This window comes from Candidatus Poriferisodalis sp. (assembly GCF_965221945.1).
In the GTDB taxonomy this organism is placed as follows: Bacteria; Actinomycetota; Acidimicrobiia; order Acidimicrobiales; family Poriferisodalaceae; genus Poriferisodalis.
Window position 1 is genome coordinate 2,329,312 of the sequence record NZ_OZ244925.1, and the last position, 21,597, is coordinate 2,350,908.

The 21,597-nt window shown below is 64.1% G+C and carries 23 protein-coding genes; 7 read left to right on the forward strand and 16 right to left on the reverse strand.

The features are described from left to right. Window positions 1-21: 21 nt before the first annotated feature. The 4 genes from ACOQPH_RS10830 to ACOQPH_RS10845 all read left to right on the forward strand — a co-directional run bounded on the left by ACOQPH_RS10830 (window position 22) and on the right by ACOQPH_RS10845 (window position 5,788). Complete coding sequence (locus ACOQPH_RS10830) at window positions 22-2,073, forward strand: GNAT family N-acetyltransferase (RefSeq protein WP_420621405.1); 2,052 nt, start codon at window positions 22-24, stop codon at window positions 2,071-2,073. Continuing rightward, entirely contained in the window at window positions 2,066-2,509 is a 444-nt protein-coding gene (locus ACOQPH_RS10835) for a hypothetical protein (RefSeq protein ID WP_420621406.1), read from the forward strand. Before ACOQPH_RS10830 ends, ACOQPH_RS10835 begins: the two co-directional genes overlap by 8 nt. A gap of 248 nt (window positions 2,510-2,757) precedes the next feature. Further along, window positions 2,758-3,858, forward strand: coding sequence for a DNA cytosine methyltransferase (locus ACOQPH_RS10840; protein ID WP_420621407.1), 1,101 nt, complete (start codon window positions 2,758-2,760; stop codon window positions 3,856-3,858). Further along, complete coding sequence (locus ACOQPH_RS10845; RefSeq protein ID WP_420621408.1) at window positions 3,845-5,788, forward strand: ATP-binding protein; 1,944 nt, start codon at window positions 3,845-3,847, stop codon at window positions 5,786-5,788. Before ACOQPH_RS10840 ends, ACOQPH_RS10845 begins: the two co-directional genes overlap by 14 nt. An 89-nt stretch (window positions 5,789-5,877) precedes the next feature. On the opposite strand, the gene ACOQPH_RS10850 is transcribed toward ACOQPH_RS10845, so the two are convergent. The 8 genes from ACOQPH_RS10850 to ACOQPH_RS10885 all read right to left on the reverse strand — a co-directional run bounded on the left by ACOQPH_RS10850 (window position 5,878) and on the right by ACOQPH_RS10885 (window position 12,876). Continuing rightward, the gene (locus ACOQPH_RS10850; RefSeq protein WP_420621409.1) at window positions 5,878-6,537 is read right to left on the reverse strand and encodes a hypothetical protein; all 660 of its coding nucleotides are present in this window, start codon (window positions 6,535-6,537) and stop codon (window positions 5,878-5,880) included. Between the two features lie 54 nt (window positions 6,538-6,591). Continuing rightward, complete coding sequence (locus ACOQPH_RS10855; protein ID WP_420621410.1) at window positions 6,592-7,866, reverse strand: hypothetical protein; 1,275 nt, start codon at window positions 7,864-7,866, stop codon at window positions 6,592-6,594. Between the two features lie 22 nt (window positions 7,867-7,888). Further along, complete coding sequence (locus ACOQPH_RS10860) at window positions 7,889-8,167, reverse strand: hypothetical protein (RefSeq protein ID WP_420621411.1); 279 nt, start codon at window positions 8,165-8,167, stop codon at window positions 7,889-7,891. Further along, window positions 8,164-8,538, reverse strand: coding sequence for a clan AA aspartic protease (locus tag ACOQPH_RS10865; protein WP_420621412.1), 375 nt, complete (start codon window positions 8,536-8,538; stop codon window positions 8,164-8,166). The genes ACOQPH_RS10860 and ACOQPH_RS10865 overlap by 4 nt, the downstream gene beginning before the upstream one ends. Beyond that, window positions 8,535-8,822, reverse strand: coding sequence for a hypothetical protein (locus ACOQPH_RS10870; RefSeq protein ID WP_420621413.1), 288 nt, complete (start codon window positions 8,820-8,822; stop codon window positions 8,535-8,537). The genes ACOQPH_RS10865 and ACOQPH_RS10870 overlap by 4 nt, the downstream gene beginning before the upstream one ends. Window positions 8,823-8,934: 112 nt before the next feature. Next, window positions 8,935-11,757 carry a DEAD/DEAH box helicase family protein gene (locus ACOQPH_RS10875; protein WP_420621414.1) on the reverse strand — a complete coding sequence of 941 codons (2,823 nt, stop codon included), beginning with the start codon at window positions 11,755-11,757 and terminating at the stop codon, window positions 8,935-8,937. A 535-nt stretch (window positions 11,758-12,292) separates the two neighbouring features. Beyond that, window positions 12,293-12,676 (reverse strand): type II toxin-antitoxin system death-on-curing family toxin, encoded by a 384-nt coding sequence (locus ACOQPH_RS10880; RefSeq protein WP_420621415.1) that lies wholly within the window; start codon window positions 12,674-12,676, stop codon window positions 12,293-12,295. Continuing rightward, window positions 12,673-12,876, reverse strand: a complete 204-nt coding sequence (locus ACOQPH_RS10885) for a hypothetical protein (protein ID WP_420621416.1) — start codon at window positions 12,874-12,876, stop codon at window positions 12,673-12,675. The genes ACOQPH_RS10880 and ACOQPH_RS10885 overlap by 4 nt, the downstream gene beginning before the upstream one ends. Before the next feature lie 346 nt (window positions 12,877-13,222). Here ACOQPH_RS10885 and ACOQPH_RS10890 point away from each other — a divergent pair, with 346 nt between their 5' ends. Continuing rightward, the gene (locus tag ACOQPH_RS10890) at window positions 13,223-13,588 is read left to right on the forward strand and encodes a DUF3800 domain-containing protein (RefSeq protein WP_420621417.1); all 366 of its coding nucleotides are present in this window, start codon (window positions 13,223-13,225) and stop codon (window positions 13,586-13,588) included. Between the two features lie 2 nt (window positions 13,589-13,590). Here ACOQPH_RS10890 and ACOQPH_RS10895 read toward each other — a convergent pair whose 3' ends face one another. Next, a complete protein-coding gene (locus ACOQPH_RS10895; protein WP_420621418.1) occupies window positions 13,591-13,968 on the reverse strand; it encodes a hypothetical protein in 378 nt (125 codons plus the stop codon). A 75-nt stretch (window positions 13,969-14,043) separates the two neighbouring features. Between ACOQPH_RS10895 and ACOQPH_RS10900 the strand changes: the two genes are divergently transcribed. After that, window positions 14,044-14,364, forward strand: a complete 321-nt coding sequence (locus ACOQPH_RS10900; protein WP_420621419.1) for a hypothetical protein — start codon at window positions 14,044-14,046, stop codon at window positions 14,362-14,364. Between the two features lie 324 nt (window positions 14,365-14,688). Continuing rightward, on the forward strand, window positions 14,689-15,123 hold the full coding sequence (locus tag ACOQPH_RS10905) for a type II toxin-antitoxin system VapC family toxin (protein ID WP_420621420.1): 435 nt from the start codon (window positions 14,689-14,691) through the stop codon (window positions 15,121-15,123). Between the two features lie 24 nt (window positions 15,124-15,147). Here ACOQPH_RS10905 and ACOQPH_RS10910 read toward each other — a convergent pair whose 3' ends face one another. The 7 genes from ACOQPH_RS10910 to ACOQPH_RS10940 all read right to left on the reverse strand — a co-directional run bounded on the left by ACOQPH_RS10910 (window position 15,148) and on the right by ACOQPH_RS10940 (window position 21,595). Further along, window positions 15,148-15,462 (reverse strand): hypothetical protein, encoded by a 315-nt coding sequence (locus tag ACOQPH_RS10910; RefSeq protein ID WP_420621421.1) that lies wholly within the window; start codon window positions 15,460-15,462, stop codon window positions 15,148-15,150. A gap of 230 nt (window positions 15,463-15,692) precedes the next feature. Further along, the gene (locus ACOQPH_RS10915) at window positions 15,693-16,415 is read right to left on the reverse strand and encodes a glucosamine-6-phosphate deaminase (protein WP_420621422.1); all 723 of its coding nucleotides are present in this window, start codon (window positions 16,413-16,415) and stop codon (window positions 15,693-15,695) included. After that, window positions 16,412-17,320: an ROK family protein gene (locus tag ACOQPH_RS10920; protein WP_420621423.1), complete on the reverse strand. Its 909-nt coding sequence runs from the start codon at window positions 17,318-17,320 to the stop codon at window positions 16,412-16,414. The genes ACOQPH_RS10915 and ACOQPH_RS10920 overlap by 4 nt, the downstream gene beginning before the upstream one ends. Next, the gene (locus tag ACOQPH_RS10925) at window positions 17,317-18,087 is read right to left on the reverse strand and encodes an ATP-binding cassette domain-containing protein (RefSeq protein ID WP_420621424.1); all 771 of its coding nucleotides are present in this window, start codon (window positions 18,085-18,087) and stop codon (window positions 17,317-17,319) included. Before ACOQPH_RS10925 ends, ACOQPH_RS10920 begins: the two co-directional genes overlap by 4 nt. Then, on the reverse strand, window positions 18,084-19,289 hold the full coding sequence (locus tag ACOQPH_RS10930) for an alanine racemase (protein WP_420621425.1): 1,206 nt from the start codon (window positions 19,287-19,289) through the stop codon (window positions 18,084-18,086). Before ACOQPH_RS10930 ends, ACOQPH_RS10925 begins: the two co-directional genes overlap by 4 nt. A 4-nt stretch (window positions 19,290-19,293) precedes the next feature. After that, the gene (locus tag ACOQPH_RS10935) at window positions 19,294-20,298 is read right to left on the reverse strand and encodes an ABC transporter permease (RefSeq protein WP_420621426.1); all 1,005 of its coding nucleotides are present in this window, start codon (window positions 20,296-20,298) and stop codon (window positions 19,294-19,296) included. A 40-nt stretch (window positions 20,299-20,338) separates the two neighbouring features. Further along, the gene (locus ACOQPH_RS10940; protein ID WP_420621427.1) at window positions 20,339-21,595 is read right to left on the reverse strand and encodes a substrate-binding domain-containing protein; all 1,257 of its coding nucleotides are present in this window, start codon (window positions 21,593-21,595) and stop codon (window positions 20,339-20,341) included. Window positions 21,596-21,597: the final 2 nt, after the last annotated feature.

The following is a 21,597-nucleotide window of genomic DNA, read 5'->3' on the forward strand; positions in this document are numbered from 1 at the left end:
GTAGCGCACTTTAGGAGTGGCGTGACCCAGGCATCGCGGATCGAGCCGGTGCAGGCGAACGGCCCGCTTTATGACCAAGTCGTTGCGCTTGGCGACGCCAACAGTGCGACGCTCGGACACCTGCCGTACGCGGTGTTCGAGGAAGCGGCTACGTCAGGCTGCCTTCTGGCCGCAACGAGAAACGGCGAGGTCGTCGGCTACGCGTTGTTCGCGCTGCGGTCCCGCCGCTTCGAAGTGTCGCTCACGCACCTCTGCGTCCGCAACAGCGAGAGGGGCCAAGGCACGTCGCGCCGCTTGGTTGACGACATCGCCCGAAGACACGCAGATCGCCGAGGGATTCGGCTTCGCTGCAGGGTGGACTATCCCGCGCATCACATGTGGCCCCGGCTCGGTTTCGAACATTGGAGTCGACGACCGGGACGCAGCCACGCCGGACACGAACTCGCCACCTGGTGGCGACCTCTCGCCGACTTGTCGCTCTTCGACTCAGTCGTGCAACTCCCCGAAGCGGAGACTGTTGACGATCGCTTGGTGGCGGCACTCGACACCAACATCATTCTCGACTTGCTGGAGGGACGAAATCGGGACGCCTCGCTCGGACTGGCTGCGGATTGGATGCACGACCACGCCCAGCTCGTCGTCACAGCGCAAGTGAGCAGTGAGCTTCGTTCTGGCAAGGGCAACGCCGCGACAGCACGGCCAAGCACGGGACGCCCCGAGTTCAGCGAACTTCGGGCAAACGACGATGCAGTCAACGAGTCGTATGCGAGCCTGCGAACCGCTGACGAGTTGTCGACTAACCAAGACGACGATCTGCGAATCGTCGCTGAGACCGCAGCCGGCGGGGCGACGCATCTCATCAGCCGAGACGAGGCCCTGCTGAGGTCGGCAGAGACCATCCAGCGCCTCACGGGGATAGTGGTGCTGCGACCAGCGGATTTCTTGCTGGCGCTCCAAGCCGACTCCTCAACCGCGTTCGAACCGGAGTTCATCAAGACTTCAGAGTTCGCCATGCGGCGGTCCGCCAGCTTGCCGACCGTTGACGTGCTCGCTCGCTTCACCAACCAGACACAGAGCGAACGCGCCTGGGGCCTGCGTGAGCAGCTCGCTCGCACCATCGGCCATCCGGAGGGCCGCATCGAAGAAGTCACGGCCTCCGGCATCCCTTGGGTGCTGGCTGCCTACCTTCCCGCCGAGGACTCGCTGCACGTCAGCTCCCTGCGCTCGCTCGGGGAGCGCAGGGCCTACAGCTTGCTGCGTCAGCTCATCCATACGCTGCGGCAACGCGCCATAGCGGCTGGCGTGGCACACATCGAGATCACCGACGATGTCACCCAAGGGGTCGGCCGTGCGCTGCTCGACGAAGGATTCGCCATCAGCGAAGGCATTTGGAGGGCCGACGTATCGCTGCAGGTGATCGGATGCGATGACCCGCTTCCAGCCGAATTCGGCTCAGCCGACGTATCGAGGGTCTCGTTGCCGGCACCGCTGATCAGTCGTATCGAGCTGGAGCGCTGGCCATTCAAGCTGTTCACCGGCACGGTACCGTGCCACATCGTGCCCATTCAGCCCAGTTACGGCGAAACCTTGCTCGGGTATCAGGACGCCCAGATGAAGCTCATCGAGACGGCGCCGGAGGCCGCCACAGCGAGAGAGAACGCCTACTACATGGCGCGGCGACCGGGGCTTCAGGCACCGGCGCGCATCCTGTGGTTGGTGACCGGAGACGGACCGAGCGCCGGTGTGCGGGCGATGTCGTGGCTCGACGAGGTGGACACGGGAACTCCTGAGCGCCTGCACAGCAGGCACGCCCGCCGCGGCGTGTTCGACCGCGGGCAGGTGCTCGAGCGTGCGACGCGCGGCCCTGACGGATCACGTGCTGCCACCGTGCTGCTGTTCAGCCGGACAGACGTCTTCAGCGAAGCCGTCAGCGCCGAGCGTGCTCGCGAGCTGTGCCCTGACGACATCTGGGAACAGGGATTCGGCGTGACGGCGAGAGCAGTGAGCGAGCGCACTGCCGAGGCGCTGTACCGCGAGGGCATGGGCCTGCACCGTCAGACGCACGATGGCTGAACCCCGCCTCGACCCAACGCGTGCGCTGGTGCTCTCGCTGAAGCCAAGATTTGCCGAAGCCATCCTCGCCGGGAATAAGACGGTCGAGTTGCGCAGAATCATGCCACGCATCACGATCCCGACACTCGCCCTGCTGTACGCATCAGGCCCAGAACGCTCGCTGGTCGGCACCTGCATCGTGCATAGCGTCGCCCGGCTCCCTGCCGACGAACTCTGGCGACGACACGGCGCCAAGACCGCGCTCTCCAGACCCGAGTTCGATGCCTATCTCTCTGGCCGGGACGAAGGCGTGGCGCTGTTCCTTGAGCAGCCCGACAGACTGCCCGCGCCCATCCCGTTGCAAGCGCTTCGTCGAGCCGACAACTTCCGGCCCCCCCAAAGCCTCGCCTACGTCCGCCACGAGCAACGCAAGCGCCTCGTCATGGCCTTGCAGTAGTCCCGAACGAGGCTCGTCGACATTCGCCCCTGGTGACGGGGACCCGATAGTTGGCCCAGTCCCGGGCCTGGGACGAAGAGCTCTTGATCACGCGCCGATGCCGTCAGGGGCCGCCGGCTGAGCGATTGTGGTGACATGTCGCACACATCACACTGTTCGACATGTGCGATGTGTGATGCTCCACGACTCGGTCCCAGAGACTCGACAATCGAATCAGCTCCGAAGTGCGCTAGCGCTAGCTTGACGATGTGCGTGGCGAGGCGAGGGAACCTGTGGTCAAGGCCGCTGAACTCACGGCAGTCGACCTCTTCGCCGGGGCGGGCGGCTCGACACAGGGATTGACCGACGCCAGGTTCCGCGTCGTGGGCGCGATCGAGAACGACGAGATCGCGGCAAGCACGCTGTCGGACAACCATCCGAACGTGTTGGTCACGACCGACGACATTGCCGAAGTGTGTCCCAAGGAGTTTCGGGAACGGCTCGGACTCGACCGTTCCGAGCTGACGCTGCTCACGGCCTGCCCGCCTTGTCAAGGCTTCTCATCGCTGGGTTCGCGAGACAGCGATGACGAGCGAAACGGGTTGATTCGCGAGGTGTGGCGCTTCGCGGCAGAGATGCTGCCGTCAGCCATCTTGATCGAGAACGTGCCCGGCCTGGCCCGCGACCCTCGCTGGAACGAACTGCGCGACATCGCCACTGGGCACGGCTACAGCTTCGGCTCATGGACCGTCAATGCCACAGACTTCGGGGTTCCGCAGCGACGTCGGCGGCTCATCGGCATCGCGGTGCGGCGTCCCAGCCTCGATTTCCCTGTTGCCTTGCAGGACCTGCTGCCGATGTCGTTCGCGCTCGCACCGCCGCACGCGAGCGACGTGATCGCGCAAGCCGGCGACATCGCGACTACCACAGACCCGTTGCATCGAGCACGCACGCCGACGCCCCAGGTCCTCGAACGCATCCGCCAGATCCCCGCTGGCGGCGACCACTTCGACCTGCCCGACGATCTGCAACTCGACTGCCACAAGCGGCTGCGCGACTCCGGCAGGTCAGCGGCCACCGGCCCCTACAGCCGCATCCCGATGACCGGCCCCGCTCCCACCATGACGACGCGCTGCACGACACCGTCATGCGGCCGCTTCCTGCACCCGACCGAGCACCGTGCGATCAGCCTCCGCGAAGCCGCCCTGCTCCAGACCTTCCCCGCCAGCTATCAGTTCTGCGGCACCCACGAGTCCATGGAACGCCAGATTGGCAACGCCGTCCCCGTCCGCCTCGCCCACGCCCTCGGCCTCGCGGTCCATCAATTGCTGGCAACGGCACAGGAGGCCGAGAACCGTGAACGACGCTGAACGGAAGCCTCTCCGTCTTCGATTCTTGGGATCGCTGGTTGAGCAACTCGGCGCACAGCTGTATCCGGGTGCAACGGCGACCATCGCCGAACTGATCTCGAATGCTTGGGACGCTGACGCCCGCACAGTGTGGATCGATCTGCCACTCGGCACGGCATGGACCGAGAGCGATCTGATCACCGTCACCGACGACGGCATCGGCATGTCCTACGAGGATGCCGAGAACCGTTACCTGCTCGTTGGCCGCAAACGGCGGGCCGACTTGAACCGGGACACCTCCGACGGCGGCAGACCGCTGCATGGCCGGAAGGGCATCGGCAAGCTGGCCGCGTTCGGCACGGCGAGGATTCTGGAATGCCTCACCGTCGATCGAAGTGGTGAGGCCACGAGCTTCCGCCTCGACTACGACGCAATCCGAAGTCTTGAGCCCTCAGCGGACTACCGAGTGGAACCAGCACAGGGCGATACCACGCTCCGCGACCCTGACGGCAACGAGCTGGCTCACGGCACGCGTATCACGTTGTCGGCGCTGCGCCCCCGTCGAGCACTCAACGAGCACCAATTCCGGCGGTCCCTGGCAAGACGGTTCGCGCTCGACGCGGACCAGATGCGTATCGTCCTCAACGGCGAAGACATCGGACGCTTCGATCTCGACTTGGATGTGCGCTTTCCGGTCGATGCTCAGTTGCTGGACGGCGTGCGTGTCCTTCCGGACGGTTGGGGGAGATGCGAACTCGATGGCCAGCCCGTGCGCTGGTGGATCGGGTTCACGGCGAAGCCGCTTCAGGAGAAGGAACTCCAAGGCATCTCAGTACTCGCCCGAGGCAAGCTGGTGCAACGTCCATTCTTCTTCCAGCGGACCGCGGGTGCCGAGGGCCAACTGGGACAGGAGTACTTGGTCGGTGAAGTGCAAGCGGACTGGCTCGATGTAGGTCTCGACATCGAGTCGGATCTCATCCAAGCGAACCGCGATCAACTGCAGTTGGAAGACGAGCGGCTGAACAGCTTCGTCACCTGGGGCCAGAAGCTCCTGCGGGAGGCCCTGCGAGCATGGAGCAGCATCCGCCAGCAGCGCGTCAGCGATCACCTCAACGTCTGCGAATTCGACGACTTGCTGGAGCGACTTACTCCCGAAGAACGGAATCGGCTGACGCGGGTCGCTCGAGCCGTCGCTGGTATCCCGGCCATTGATCTCGACGAGGCCCGCTCGCTCGTCAGGTCTGTCGTCGATGCACATGAGGACACGATTGTCAGGGGATTGCTTGAGGACATCGACGCCAGCGAGCCCGACTTCCAAACTCGCATCTGGGACGTAGTGCAGCAGTTCGGCCTCATCGACGCGCGCCGGAACCAAACGGTCATCGAGGCGCGGCTCAAGGCCATCGCCGAACTCCGGCAGTTCGTGGACAGCGGAGCGCTGGAGGTACCGACCATTCACGAGCACATCAAGCGGCATCCGTGGTTGCTTGACCCGCGTTGGTACCTGCTCGACGACGAAGTTCGGCTGTCCGATTTGGGCATCACGCCAGACGAGGGCGACAGTGATGGGCGCATGGACTACCTGTTCGCGCTCGGTCCCTCAGCTCCCTACACGCATGACGAGTTGCTGGTCGTGGAGATCAAGCGCGGCACCTATCCCGATGGCCGACCGAGATCGGTGAGCCCGGAAGAAGTATCTCGATTCCATGACTACGTGCTTGCGGCGCACGAGAGCCAGAATCTCAGCAGCGAGCCGTTGCGTGTGACTGGCCTCATGATCGCTCAGCGATACACCGACAGGGCTGATCTCCGACGCAAGAGCCTGCAAACCGTGCACGACGTTCGACTTGTGTTTAGCACGTGGAATCGCGTCCTCAAGGAGACCGAGCGGCTACACGAGGGCTGGCTCGCCGTCACGAGCCGGCGCGCCGTGGATCACAGCGACTCATAGCTTCTACTCCAGCAACATCTTCCGTGGGCGGATCGTTCCTCATTGGGACTTGGGCACGCTCTCCGCGGCCCCCTGTGCCTCCGGCGGGTTCAGGACTCGTCGCTGTCCGACGACGCTGACAACCGGCCAGGCAACGCGTCTATCGATCTGCGGATCTTGTCGAGTTCCTTCTGCTGAGCCTCGAGGGTCTTCGCTATCTCGCCGAAGGGCGTCGCAGTTATGTCTTGAAGCGAGACTTGCGCTCCAGACCCGCCGAACTGCATGGGTTCCTTTCGTCTCCGAAGGCCCCAAGTGCTCTCGTGGGAGACTTCAAATCTGGTCTTGTCCAGTACTTCCACAGTTCGTGGTGACGTGCTACCGAACGTGATCACGTAACGCTGGTCTGGGGCCATGTCGCCAAAGTCCCCAATCGGACCGAACAGATCTTGCCGAGTGTTGCCGTTGATGGCCGTGACGCCGATCTCACTCCGCGGGATCGGCGGGTCACACTTGATCCATACCTGTTTCGCGACACGGTTCCCTCTGCTCATCAGTTCCAAATAGAGGCCGCCACTGTGCAGTAGCCGCAGACTCACCCGCGGACGGCTTCGGTAGGCCCAGTACCACAGCGCCCCCAGCGCAGCTAGTCCTTGGACGGTCGCCTCGCTCCACTCGGGTCCGACCCACCACACGAGCAAGGCCGCGAGTGCCGCTCCGACTGCAAGAACCAGCCAGCACACAATGCGTTTCGCTCGCGACTTCGCTTCCATCGATGCCCTCCGTTCAAGACGGCTGCGGGTGCGCTGTTCGAGAATCAGACGACGCTACGACACGCGCTGGAGCAATTCTGAGGCCGGCTCACGATCCGGATGCTGCGGAACGAGCTGACCTGAGAAGGCCTGCAACACGATTGAGCGCCGAAGGGCGGACGACCTCGCTTGGCATCGGTTCAGAGAAGCAGCAGTTGACGCGACTGCTTGTCGCGCCTCGTCTGCTGCTCGCACGAGTCGATGCTGGATGTTGAGAGGCGGGACCGGAAACTCGACAGCGCCGATCATCGATTGATTGACCTTGTAGATGCCAGCGGTCGTGCGAGCCTGCGATTCAAGCTGACGACGCACCTTGCGACTGTGCCAGACCAAGCTCAGGTATCTCGGGCTCAACCGCGACGCGTCAACGCGCGCGCGAATCATCGTGTCAGGAAACGCCACGGGAGGCGCACCCTTAGGCACAAGGCCTCCGCGTCCAACGAGTCTTAGAGAACCGTTACCTCTCGAGATGAGGAAGTCGTCTGGGGCGATTGCAAAACGGTTGGGGTGCGTGTCTCCAAAGTCGCCTTGCTTTGTCTCGGCCGGATCTATGAACCCATCCTTTATCGCAGTCAACCGCAGCACCGGATTGCCATGGCTCGCTGCCGTCGGCACGGAGCGACCGTTCGCCAAGCCTTCCGTCAAGAATTCACTCAACGGTCGACCCCGGGCATCCGCGAGTCGGAGCTGATCATCGACGACACGTTGTAGAAGCCGTGTTGTTCGGAGTACGGCCGATGCCAGTCCGGCGTCGACGGCGTCGAGGCGGGAAAAATGTTCTTCGATCGCAGCGACGATCCGCTCCTGCTGGCCGCGTGGAGCCACTGCGATTGGGAAGCGCATCAATCCCTGCTTGCCGAGATGGCGAATGTTGACGCCGCGGCCCGCTTCACCGAACCGTCCGGTCAGAGCGGAGAAGAAGCAGTACCAGTACAGGTAAGTCCCGTCTATGACGCGCGCTTGCAGCTTGAGCAAGGTGTTCTGGAAGCAGCAGCCTTCGATCTCACCACGCCAAATGGCCGGTTTGCCGACCTCGTTCGGGCTGCCCGATGCTTCATTCAGCAGGATGTCGCCCGGCTCCAATCGGTAGGTCTCGAAGTCACTGTCGTCGAAGTTCATCTCCTTGACGTCTTCGAGCCTGATGCCTCCCCACGTCACATTGGCAGCCCGAAGATACGGTCGCATCTGGTCACCGGTGTGATGTTGCGGAGATCGCTGCCGACCGAGCTGGACGTCGGCGACATCGCCGATCGTTGCCATCTCCCAGCCAGAAGGCAAGTCGGTTGTCATGCGGCATTGACCGCGTTCTCGATCATTCTGAGCAGCGCCGCCAGCGCTCTCCTCCGCCGAAGCTGTGCAGCCCGCGGTATCCCGCCCGCAGCAGCCAGACATCCGTCGCATCGGGTCGCTGCGCCCTCAGCTCGTCGGCTGCTTCGAGCACCTTGTCGGCGATCGCCCAACACCCGCTGTCAACATCGATTGCCACGCAACGGCCATGCTGGTCCTTGCCGAGGGTCGGCTTGATGTCTCGCTCGTAGGTCTCGTCGCCGAGGCGAGCCGTCTCATCGGCTGATAGCCGACGAAGCGTCATGCGGGAAGCGTCTCGATCAGGACCCGGCCGCCGTTGCGTGCTTCGATCCGCAACTCGTGGCCTTCCAGCAAGGACATGCCCACAAGCGGCGCGACCTCAGCGGCGCCTGCCGCAACAGCGATGAGTTGACCGTCCCAGACCAGCTCGGCATCGTAGAAGTCGAAGAATTCCTCGGTGCCATTCGCCAAGACGACTTTGCTGCGAGTCTTGTGCGGCAGGCCCAACTCGCTCACCTGGGCCGGCGGCAGCGTCAGAAATTCGCTGTAGCCGGTGTCGATGACGGCCTCAATGAGGCCAGACCGTCCTCCCGGACCCTTGACGTCGAAGGCAACGGTGGCTTCGAGGCGGGCGTTGACGCGGCCTTCGATCACTCAGAACCCCGCAGCGGGCGGCCTCCGAGGCTGAACGCGGCTCGATAGCCGACGCGTAGCGTCCAGACATCACAGGAATCAGGGTGCCGCTCGTACAGATCGTCGGTGGCCCCGAGGAAAGTGTCGGCGATAACCCAACAACCGCTGTCTACGTCGATGGAAACGTAGCGACCGTGCTGATCCTCACCGAGAGTGGGCTTGACGTCACGCTCGTAGATCTCGTTGCCGCGGCGGGCCGTCTCGACAGGTTCGGTATCTGGTGCGCTGCGAACTGCCACGGTCATCACCTCACGTCACTCGCTCCGACCACTTCAGCCTAACTCTGGCCAGTCGAGCGACTCCAAGCGGTTTTCGGCCCGCGAGCGGCGACGCGCCCCAAACGCCCTGGCCGGGCGATCACGCGGCGAGAGCCAGCGTGAGTTCGTTGAGCAGGGCGTCAAGCTCATCGCCGAAGAGCTGGCGGGCTTTGCCGAGGCCACCTTGGGTGCTGAAAGGTGGTGCCATCAATTCGGTGGGCTCGATGCCGAGATTGGTGGCGATACGGTCCTTGACTAGCTCCAAGTACGCCGCCTGCTCTTGCGAGAACGAGCGGCCGGTGTTCGACTGCTGCAGCAGCCACGCTTCGAAACGCTCGTTGACCAGATCTGGGTACGACACCAACACCTCGGCCTCGCCGAGCGTGTAGCGGACGAGGCTCACCAAGTCGGTGCTGACTCGGTGACCCGAACCGCGCACCTTGGAGGCGTCGAGTGTCTCGTAGGCCTCCCACAACGCGTCCGGGGTCCAGCGATGCGGCGGTCGCTTGATTGCGCTCGCCAGCTCCTTGATGTCGTCGTAGCCGAGGCCCCCGCCGTACGGCTGGCTGTACAGCACCTGCAGCGCGGTGATCTCGTCCCTGTTGTCGTCGATGAACTGCCGCCACGACTCGACCTGGGCTCGGGCACGGTCGGCCGCCTCCCGGGAGAACTGACCGGAGATCACCTGGTCCTTCGAGGCCGTGTCGATCGCCTGCTCGTAGCTGCGCCTGACATTGACCAGCTTCTCTCGCAGCGCGGAGTTGCCTGCCAGCGGCTTCACCGCCTCACGGATCATCGCCGTGCCAGCGGCCTCGACCTGATCGGGTGTGGGATCACCGCAGGCTTCAGCCGCTGCTGCCTCGTACTGGCGGTCGACATCGAGCGCGTCCACCATGCCGCGCACCAAGTCCGTCAGCCCGACTCCTGCCGCCTTTTCCACCTCGGCCCGATCCGCTGCTGTCATCCGTCGGTTCAGCCGGGTGAGTCGGGATGCCACCGACGACACCACGTCGGGATCGGTCGAGCCAAGTCCGATGTTGTTGAGCAGCTTGTCAAAGCTCACTGACCGCTGGCGCTCCATCGGTACGGTGTCGTGCAGCTCAGCTTCAGTTACGCCGACGGCGTCCACGATCACGAAGCGATCCTTGGCGGCAGCATCGGGCGTGACCGCGCGCAGCTGGTCGCTGTCGATCACCCGCACGCCCCGCCCCTTCATCTGCTCAAAGAAGTTGCGGCTGCGCACCATGCGCATGAACACGACGCACTCGATTGGCTTCACGTCGGTGCCGGTGGCGATCATGTCCACGGTGACGGCGATACGGGTCTGGTAGCTGGTGCGGAACTGCTGCAGCAGATCCTCGGGCTTGTTGCCAGCGTCTCCCGAGCGGTAAGTGATCTTCACCGCGCCCTCGTTGCCGAGCCCGAACTCCTGCCGGACGATCTTGACGATGTCTTCGGCGTGGCTGTCGTCCTTGGCAAAGATCAGCGTCTTGGGGATGTGCTGCAGCAAGCCGTCATCCCTGCGCTCTCGGTCGGGGAATATCTCTGGCAGCGAATTGCGCAGCGTGCGTACGACCGTGCGGATCTGATCGGGCGCCACCACGCGCTTGTCGAGCTGGGCGGCGTCGTAGGTGATGTCCTCGTCGATCTTCTCCAAGCGGTACTCGCGTGTGTCGCGGTCGCGGAACTTGGTGACGAACTCGGCGGGGACGGTGCCGCCGGACTCCGTGATCTCGGTGCGGATGCGGAACACGTCGAAGTCCACGTTCACCCGGTCGGCTACCGCTTGGGCATGCCCGTACTCCATGACGAGGTTCTGATCGAAGAACCCGAATGTCTGCTTGCCAGGTGTTGCGGTCAGACCCACGAGGAATGCATCGAAGTACTCGAGCACCTGGCGCCACACGCCGTAGATGGAGCGGTGGCATTCGTCGATGATGATCAAGTCGTACGACTCGATCGGCACCGCCGCGCTGTAGACGACATCGACCGGCGCCGCCGGTGCGGTCTCGAAGCCACTCTTCTCATCAAGGGCTTCGTCGAAGTCGTCGTCGCCACGCAGGATCGAATGCAGCCTCTGAATCGTGCAGATGTGGACCTTGGTGGCGGCCTCATCAGCCATCGCAAGCCGTGACGACGTGAGATGCCGGACGTTGTAGAGCTCAGTGAACTTGCGGCCATCGTCCGGTGTGGAGAAGCCTTGAAACTCCCGGAGCGCTTGACGGCCGAGATTCGCCCGATCGACGAGGAAGAGGATCCGCTGAGCGCCCGCGTGTTGCAGCAGGCGGTAACAGACGTTGGCGGCAGCGAAGGTCTTGCCTGAGCCCGTGGCCATCTGGATGAGCGCCCGGGGGCGGTTGGAGCGGAACGACTGCTCAAGATTGCGGATGGCCTCGGCCTGGGCAGGCCAGAGGTGTGCCGCATCGGTGCCGAGCTCGGGCAGAAGCTGCGCGCCAGTACGTAGTCCAGGCGCGCGACCCTCGCCCTCCGTGTAGTCCTCGTGCCAGCGAGCCAAGGTCTCGGGACGGTGGAATGCGAACACCCGCCGACTCGTTGGCACAGGGTCCAACCCGCACGTGAACCGCGTCTCGGTGCCAGTGGATTCGTAGCCGAAAGGCAGTGCCCCGTCGACCTCGATGGCAGGTAGTGCCTCTGGGTACGCGGCCTGATACTTGCGAGTCTGTGGCTCAACACCCGTGAGCGTCATGCCGGCTTTCTTGGCCTCTATGACGCCGACCGCCTGACTGTCCACATAGAGCACGTAGTCGGCAGGCCCCGCCGTGGTTGGCACCTCGCGAACGGCGACTCCTTGAGCCGCCGCCACTGCCGCGCCCTTGTAGTCCTGCACAATCCAGCCGCAGGCCTCCAGCTGCTCGTCGATGTCGCGACGGGCCTTCTGCTCGGGGGCCAGATAGTCAGTCACGAAGTCCCCGTATCAAGATCACCAACCCACACCAGCGGCCATCGTACGATCCTGCGATGGGCCGCGGAGGCCTTCGGCGAACCAGCGAACCCGAACTCCATAATGCAAGAGGCCATATGTGCCTTACTCGAACTGAAACGGAATTCTCCGAAGCGTCCACTATGGCGGGATACTTAGACCAGTGAATCGTCATGGCGCGAGACGCTCTCGACTGAACTTTGCGGAAATGGGGCTAAGCCCAGGAACTCGTCTGTCTTTCTACCGAAACGCCGAATTCCAGATCGAAGTCATCGATGACCACTACGTAAGGCTCGTCAGCGTCCCCGACGGCAATTCACAGGGACTCATCTGCGACAGTCGATCAAGGTCGTTAACAGACATCCTTGAACATCTTCGCTCGGCGTACGGAAACGTGTCGAACCCCACACGGCGCTGGCGGTTGCCGGACGGTCGGCTCCTGCGCGAGGTCTACGACGAGACGTACGGGCCGCGCCACTGAGCGCAGTCGCCACTGAGTGCCCCGCGAAACCGCGGCCTATTCGTCCATGTCCCGGAGGGCTGCCGCGACATCCTCCACGCCGATGTCGGTCGATGCGACGGTCATGACGAGGTCGTAGACGTCGTCGTTGGCGGCGGCGCTCACGCTGGCGTCGTTGAGTTCCAAGAAGATGGCCGTGGCAAGCCAGCCGACACGCTTGTTGCCATCGACCAGCGGATGGTTGTTGACCACCGAGTGCAGCAATGCCGCCGCCTTGGACCAGATGTCGGGGTAGGCGTCTTCACCGAACGCGGAGGCCTGCGGTCGCGCCGCTGCCGCCCCAAGGAGGCCGATATCGCGAATCGGCGGCGGATCGCCGAGCAACTGACGCGCCAGCTCGACGAAATCCTCGGTGTCGAGGTACTCAAAGCCCTGGTTCACCCGCCCAGGCGCCTGAGCGCGTCGCCATGACGCTCCATGATGAGATCGGCTGCCGAGGTGACGCGGTCCCGGTGTTCGGCCTTGGTGACGTACTCCCGCACCGCTCGCCGGGCTGCTTCTTGCATGGAGGTGCCATCAAGAACCGCTCGCCGTCGCAAGGCGTCTTGCTCTTCCTCGGTGAGCCTCAGTGTCATCGCCATGAGACGAATGGTATCAAGTCGATACCAAGAGACGTTCGACGATCTTGAGCGTGGAGCCAAGCAATCGGGCGTCAACCACTGCTCATTCTTCTCTGTATCGCTGTCAGTCACTGCTTCCACGATGTGCGGTGGTCCGAATCGCGTCGGCTGGTGTTGCAGCCTCGCGGTTCGAACGCAAAGCCGTACCAAGGCCGAACCGGCGGGCTAGGAATCCATATGCCTGCCGATTTTGAACGGCACTACCGTCGAAATGACGGCAACGATGCCACTCGATCCGCCTGCTCTGCCATTGGGGGAAGCAACCGATGAAACCCCCACGCGCCACCCCATGACACAAAGGACCACGATGCCCCTGCAACTTCAGGCTCTCGTTGAGCACTTTGCCGTGGAGTGCGCTCATCGCGGAGAAATCGGTGTCCTGGTCATGGACCGCTCCGACCACGGCTTGGACGCACACGCCAGCCGCTGTGTCGCCAGCTATGCGTCTTCGCATCGTCTGCCGCTACATCCCACCGTGTACTACGCCGACTCGACGACTTCAGCAGCAATTCAAGTGGCCGACCTCATCACCGGCATCCGGCGGCGCGCCGTCGAGGGCGACGACGCGATGCAACTCTTGGACACCGGTGTTGGCGCCACGCGCTTGCAAGCGCTCGGGCGCAGACGCACTCACAGGGGCCGCAGGTGGACCAATCACATAGTCGTCTTCTGACGTCACAGCTTGCTGTGACCGCTCTGGCGCTGTAGCGTCGCAGGCGTCTGACGGATCCGATTAGTAGGCCTCGGCCGAATGCAATCGTGTGCCCCAGGCTTCTGGACCCCGGACCTCACGGGGTCCTTTTCTTTGGGCCGCGGTGTGGGCTGCCCGTGGAGCATGGTTTGGTCCCCCGGCCGTCGTCGGCACCTCGCGAACAGCGACACCCTGAGCCGCAGCCACTGCGCTGCTGCGATCTCCTCCACGCCGATGTCGCTCGATGCGACGCTCATGACGAGGTCGTAGACGTCGTCATTGGCTGCGGCCCGCACGCTCGTGTCATTGAGTTCCAGGAAGATGGCCGTGGCAAGCCAGCCCAACCGCTTGTTGCCGTCCACGAGCGGATGGTTGTTGACAACCGATGGTCAGAAGAAGATCAGGAGTAGGTCGGCCTGTACGATGCCTTCTCCCTCGTGAGCCCTCCCGCAGCGCCGAATCCATCACACTTCAACTTCGCAGAAATGGGCCTCGACCACGGAACTCCACTGACCTTCTACCGCGACACCGAGGTGCGAGTGGAGATTGTGGACGACCGCCGCGTCAAGCTCGTCAGTGTCCCCGACAGTCGGTACAGCGGCCTCATCTGCGATGGCCAGCCGAGATCGCTCACGAACATCCTCAAGTTCTTGGGGCCGATTCATGGCAACGTCTCCAACCCGACTCGTCGCTGGCTTGTGGAAGACGGTCGCCTGCTCAAGCAGCTCTACGACGAGACCTACGGCCCTCGTCGCTGACCGTCACTCGTGGCAGCACGCACTGCGAACGGCGGCACGTCTCGCAACACGCAGCGGTCCGGAGAGGTAGCTCGAACCAAGGCTCATTGAAGCGGTGACGGTGCACTTCCCACTGTCCGCAGGCACCGGGGCGCAGTCTGCCAAGCGCGAACGCGTGGGGCCGCCGTTCACTGCGGTCACCTTCGAGCAGCCAAAATCAATTCACATTGATCGAGGACAGATCTAGGTTGGTCACCTCGCGACGGTCCTCACCCAACCCACGCTGCCGCACGTCGATCCTGACGCGCTCCGCGACGACATCGATCAACTCGCGGACCCGTCGCTGTGAGCGATGACCGCGGCGTGCTTGACACAAGCACTGTGATCCTGCTGCCTCAAATCACAGATCCTGGCGTGCTGCCTGCTGAGCCGGCGATCACGGCGATCACTCTTGCCGAGTTCTCCGCCGGCCCGTTGGCAATTTCCGACGAATCCGAACGAAGCCGTCGCCAGGCGCACGTCCAACAGGCCGAATCAGATTTCGAACCGCTTCCCTTCGACGAGGCCGCTGCGCGAGCATTTGGCCGTGTCGCCGCCGACTTGCGTGCCGCCGGCAGTAGGGCCACCTCACGCGCGTATGACGCTCTCATTGCTGCAACAGCGATCGCTCACGGGCTGCCGCTGTACACCGCCAACCCGGACGACTTCACGGCCATCACCGAGCTCCAGCTCGTCGAGGTGCCCCACCCGGGGCGGCACACCGCAACGACCGACCCATAGACACCTCACGGGCGCCACGCAGGGTCACGAAGACGGGCGCCCTGTAGGAGCGTCCACCAGGTCCGCCGCCTGCGGGACGGTCAGCTCGGGGTGAACCGACACGATCCCGACCGCATTGCCGACTGCCATGTGCGCCAGGACGTCGATGAGCATCTCGAGCGCAGCGCCGGGTATCTCCAGGACAGCTTCGTCGCCCGGCGCGAATGTCACCGGGCCGGTCGCTAAGTCGGGATGTCGCTTCAAGAAGTCCTCGAGTGCCCGGACGGCGTCGGCTGCCTGAGAAACCGCCTCGTTGTTGGGCACGGTGAGTTCACGCTCGATGAGCACGGCCGTCGCCATGGTCTGCCCTCCTTGTGGCCCACCGTCTGGTTGTCCACCGTGATTGCTGCGATTTGCGCCTGCGTCGCGCTGGTCCTGTTGGCTCTGCCGGAATGTCTTCGGCAGTTGGTTCGAACAATTCGATGAATCAGCCAATGAACTTCAACCCGAGCAGGCGTTCTTTGTGAAATCAGACTCACTTCGGACCCAATCGGTTCCCCGCTGTTGAGGATCGGATCGGCGAGCGATCGCTAGAGGAGTGAAGCGGCGTCCGGATCAAGGACCACCGTCGCGCTCGCATGGAGCTGCAGAGCCGAGGCGGGAACCATCTCGCACAGCGGGCCGTGCACTGCTCTGGCCACAGCCGCGGCTTTGCGTTCACCGCACGCCAGCAGCAACAGCTCAGCCGCCGCAAGGATGGTGGAGATCCCCTGCGTGATGGCCCGCTCAGGAACGGGACGGTCGTCACCGAAGAAGCGCGCATTGTCGGAGCGGGTCTGCTCACTGAGGGTGACGATGCGAGTGACGCTGTCAAACGCAGAACCTGGTTCGTTGAAGGCAATGTGCCCGTTGGACCCGATGCCCAGGATCTGCAGGCCGATATGGGCACTTCGGACCAAGTACTCGTAGCGACAGCACTCGCCTGCGAGATCGGGCGCGTCAGGATCGGGGCAGTGAACTGCATCGCGGCGCAGGTCGACCCGCTGCGCTAGCTCCCGCTGTACGACGTTGCGGAAACGGCACGGATCGTCAGGATCGATGCCCGCGTACTCATCAAGCAGGTACACGTCGACGCCCGCGAAACTGAGACCGTCTTGTTGGTGGCGTCGGACTAGCTCGGCATACAGCACCTCGGTCGTGCGCCCGGTTGCAACCCCAAGGAGTGCTCGTCGCTGGCCGCGCACGAAGTGATCGACAATGTCCGCCGCGCACTTGGAGGCAGCCGCTCGATCCTCAGCGACGATGATTTTCATTGCGTGATCGGCATGTTGGCGCCGGCGCCATCGCCATCGCTGCGGAGCCCCACGACGATCCCGGGTGCACGCTCGGCTTCCATGCCGACCATGGCTGCGACTGCGGCACCGACGATGCCGGCATGCATACCTCGGTGTGCGACCGTGATCGGCTTGGAGAGGTCAAGCTCCGAGGCGAACCGGTCGAAGTCATTGCTGAGCCCTCCGCCGACGACCCAACACGACGGGTGCAGCATCGCTTCGATCATCTCGAAGAACGGCTGTGCCCGTTCCGCCCACTGACTCGGTGTGAGCCCGTCAGTGGAAATCGCACGCCCAGAGGCCACCTCTTCGAAACAAGCCCCGCCGACGATCAGGCCGCCTAACTCGGAGTTCGGGATGAGACTGCCGTTGTGCAGCAGCGCGCTGCCGACACCGGTCCCGAACGTCAGCACGATGGCGAGCCCGGTCGCCCTCAGTGTGGCCTCGCCGTATCTCAGTTCTGCGAGGCCGGCTGCATCAGCGTCATTGATCAGCACCGCGTTGGCCCCAGACGCCGCACGCAAGCAAGACAGTGCATCTGCGTCCTCCCAGGAATCACCAAGGTTCGGCGCATGTCGCAACGACAGACCGTCGATCACACCTGGCAGCGCAACACCGACTGGCCCCGACCATCCGACCGCCGACGTGATTCGACCGATTGCCGCCATCACGTCATGCGGTGTCGCCGTGGGAGGTGTGGCTTCGGTCAGGACGGGCCCCGACAGCTCGCCCACGGCGACATCCACGACAGCTCCCTTGATGCTCGTTCCGCCAACATCGATGCCGATCTGCAGCGAGCTGTTGCCGGCGAAGGTTCGCGAAGACCCGAAGTCGCTCGCATCTCCAACCCCCGATTCGGGTCGGACGCTTAGGTCGTCGGTCATGGCCCCGGACCGTCGTGGCGGGAACCGGTGATGTAGGCGACGAGGTCGTCCTTGGTCACCGCGCTGACATCGACCTCCGCAGCTGTGCGCCCCTGACGCAGCACCACCGCCCGATCGCACACTGCCATGACCCTGTCCATGTTGTGGGTGATGAGCAGGACGGCCACGCCGGCGCTGCGCAAACCGCGAATGAGGTCCAGGACGCGTGCAGCCTGCTCGACACCCAATGCGGCGGCGGGCTCGTCAAGCAGCACGATCTGCTGGCCCCACGCGGCAGCCCTGCCGATCGCCACCGCTTGGCGCTGGCCACCCGACAGCGCGCTCATCGGCCGCCGCAGCGATGGGAGCCGGATGTCGAGGCGACCCAGAATCTCCCCGGCCTCGGCGCGCATGCGCTTCTTGTCGAGCACCCCGAGCCATGACCCCAACCGTCCCCCACGCGTGTGCTCGCGGTTGAGGAACAGGTTCTCCACGACATCGAGCGGGTCGATCACCGCCAGCGTCTGATGCACCGTCTCGATGCCCAGCGCTCTGGCCCCTTCCGGCGATCCGATCTCGCGCCTGTGTCCATTGACAAAGACACTTCCGGCGTCAGGCCGGTACACCCCAGCGATGCACTTCACCAATGTCGACTTGCCGGCCCCGTTGTCGCCGAGCAACGCCGTCACCTCGCCGTAGCGCAGGCTCAGCGTGACGTCGTCGAGGGCCTGCACGGCACGAAACGACTTGCAGATGCCCGTGGCTTCAAGGGCCGTAGCGGCAGTCATGTCGAGCTCACCTCGACTGGATCGCCGAAGCCGTTCCACACTCCGACCACCCGAGGTTGGCCCTGCGACACTCCCGACAGCCCAGTGACGAACGCCCTGGTCACGAACGCCTGGATCCTGAAGCCGAAGACCACCGTCGCGCCTTCCGTCACGGTGCGGCCAGAGTCGGGATGCAAGCAGGTGTAGTAGTCGATCGCTGCCGGATCGGGCATGTCCACCAGCACGGGGGATGTCGAAATCTCCGCAGCGTCATGGGCCACGACTGCACGGACTTGGTACTCGCCGAACACCGGATCGACGTACAGACCGCCCCCGAAGCACAGCGGCACGCCTTGATGAATGTGGGCCACCTCGCTGAGGTACAAGACCCCTGGCTGCTCGGGCAGATCCCGAACGGCGTGCAGCGGCGTGGTGCCGGTGAGTCCGTGGCCGGGCTCGATTTGGGTGGCCCCGGACTCGGCGAGCAGCCCAAGGACTTCGGTGGAGGTGGTCCCCGGCAGGTTCATCTCGAGGCGATCGGGACAGGCCGGGTGCCGTCGTACGAGGTCTGCTGCCCGTGCCAGCGTCTCGACGTTGCGGGTGGCAGCGACGCTGCCCCGTCGCTCATCGAAGAGCATGGCCGGAAAGGTCGTGAGTCCGGCGAACTCGGCCCCATCGAGCGCTGCGATGACGTCGACCGCCGAACCGAGGTCGCCGAGCGGCACACCTCCTTCGTGACCGGCATAGAACGTGTCACCCGGATCGAAGACCCGCAGCAGGAGGCGCTGAGTTCGACCGTTGGCTCGTGCTGCTGCCGCGGCCTCCGTCGCCTTGTTCGCAGAGAAAACCGTCCAGTAGTCAGGCGCCATCGAAGCTGCCTCGCCAGCTTCGGCGCGAGGAACCTGAACGAGGTGTCCAAGGTGACCGAGTCGGTGGCCATTGCGAGTGATGGGACGGGCACACGCCATGTCGACCGCAACGAAGCCGTCCACGCCGCCGGCCGCCATGGCCGCCATCGCGCCGGCGGCCCGGCCGATCTGCTTGGTCATCGCGTACACGGTGAGGTCGAGTGTCCGGGCCCGCGTGCACAGCACACTTGCATTTGCCTCGATGGCGTCTAGGTCCAGCACGTAGCTGTTCGCCGGGATCTTCCCCGCCTGGTGCAATTCGACAGCGGCTTGAACGAACCCGGGATTGCGGTCGAGCAGGGATCGAAGGAACATCTCCTCAGCGCTCCCGCTGTTCGCGCATGCTCAGCGCGACGGCCAGGATGATGATGGCGCCTCTTGCGATCAGCTGATCGGCAACTCGCAGCCCCATCAGGATCAAGCCGTTGTTGAGCATGGCCATGATGACCGAGCCCATAATCGCCCCGACGACCGATGCACGCCCGCCGAACAGGTTGGTCCCGCCGATGACGACGGCGGCTATCACCGTGAGCAGCAGGTTCTCGCCCAGATCGTGACGTCCGATGGCCAGGCGGCCAGCCAGCAGCACGCCGGCAAATGCCGCCGCGCCAGCGCTGGTCACCAGCGCCGCTATGCGGATGCGGTCCACGTTGATGCCCGCCGCATCTGAGGCAGAACGGTCGGCTCCGACCGACAGGACATGGCGGCCCCAGCGAAGCTGATGAAGCGCCAGGTGCCCGATGAGGCCAACGACCACGGTCCAGATGAGCAGTGAGGACACAGGGCCCAGCGAGCCCGCGCCAAAGATCGCAGAGAACGTGTCGTTTCGTATCGGCAGCGACTGCAGGTTGTTCATGTTGCGCGCTATGCCGCTGACAATCCCGAGCATTCCCAAGGTGACGAGAAACGACGGAATGCGCACCTTCACGGTGATCAGACCGTTGACCAACCCGATTCCCGCGCCAACAGCGACCGCGGCCAAGGCTCCGGCGAAGAATCCGTACCCGCCCACCGCTTCTGCGGCCACTAACGACGAGAGCGCCGCAATCGAGCCGACGGACAGATCGATCTCGGCGGCAGCGAGGGCAAACGCCATCCCTACTGCCATGACGGCTATCGGTGTTGCCTGCCGGCCGATATTGAGCAAGTTGGACGCGCTGAGGAACCCATCGTCGTGCAAGGTCACCGCGAAGACTCCGAAGATGAGCGCCGACGCCACGTAAACGACGTATCCGCGAGATCCTGAGTCCTGGCGATTGGACAAGAGCCGCCCAAGACCCCTGGGAGGGTTTGACTGGCCCGGGGCGCCGAAGTCCTGCGTCACGATGGGTTCCTCAGCTCGCCCCCGAAAGGACGAGTCTGCGTCAGTTGCCGAGGGCGTCCAGAACCTCCTTCGGGGGTTCCGCGGCCAAGGACTGACGATAGGCGTCGACGATGTTGTCGGCCGTCACCCCGATGGCGGGCACCACGACGAATGCCGGAGCTGCCTTGCCCAGAAGGCCGTAGGCGCCCTCGAATGCCATGGTGCGGCCGAGGTTGTAGGCCTCATCGGCAGCGATGCCGACGATGTTGCCGCCCTCGACCAGATCGAGCGACACGTTGGTGTCCAGATCCATCGTCACTACGGCAACATCAGATGCTCCCGCAGCGCGCAGTGCCGCCAGCACGCCGTCGGCAGGGCCGGCGGACCAGGGTGCATAGATGCCGTCGAGATCGGGGTGGCGCGTGAGCAGCGCCGCTGCGATCTCCTCCGCAGCGGCCGGATCAGCGAGTCCCTGCTCGGCAACGATCTCGATGCCTGGATAGTTGATCTCGATCCATGACTTGAATGCCTGATCACGCTGGTTCGTGACGTAGTAAGCGGCGTCGTGGAAGATGAATCCCACCTCGCCTTCGCCGCCGAGGGCCTCGCCGAGCAGGTTGGCTGCGGTGATGCCCATCGCCGCGAGGTCATCGGTCACGATGCCGACGTAGTCCTCGCCATGGACGTAACCCTGCGGGACGTTCGAGAGGAAGACCAACTGCACACCGGCTTCCACCGCAGGACGGAATGCTTCCGCGCCGGCGTCAGGTCCGATGGCCAAGCTGATGATGATGTCGGGATTCTGCGCCATGACCGTCTCGACATCGTTCGCCTGCTGAGCCGCATCGAACGAGGCATTGGTCTCGGCGATCACCTCGATTCCGAGTTCTGCGAAGGCATCGCGTGCGCCTTGGCTTACTGCATCGGTGAACGCGCCCGCGGTGTGCCAGAGCAGAGCGGCCGTGTAGCCACCTGCCTGCACCTGCGCAATCTCGTCATCGGTGAGCGTGATCTCGCTCGACGCGACCGCCTCCTCGCCACCAGGGCCTTGGGTAACCGGTGCGGCGGGTGCGTCGTCGGCCATGTCGTCATCAGCCATGTCGTCGGCCATGTCGTCGGCCATGTCGTCATCAGCCATGTCGTCGGCGGCGGCAGGAGCGGTGGTCGCCGGCGCGGCATCGCCGTCTGCATCGCTGTCGGTGTCGCCGGTGCACGACGCAGCGAGCAAGGCGAATACGGCCAGCAAGCTCAAGAGCAAGAGTCGCCTCGGCGCTCGCACTCGGGACTTGGTCGTGTGTCTTTCTGATTTGGTTCTCATGG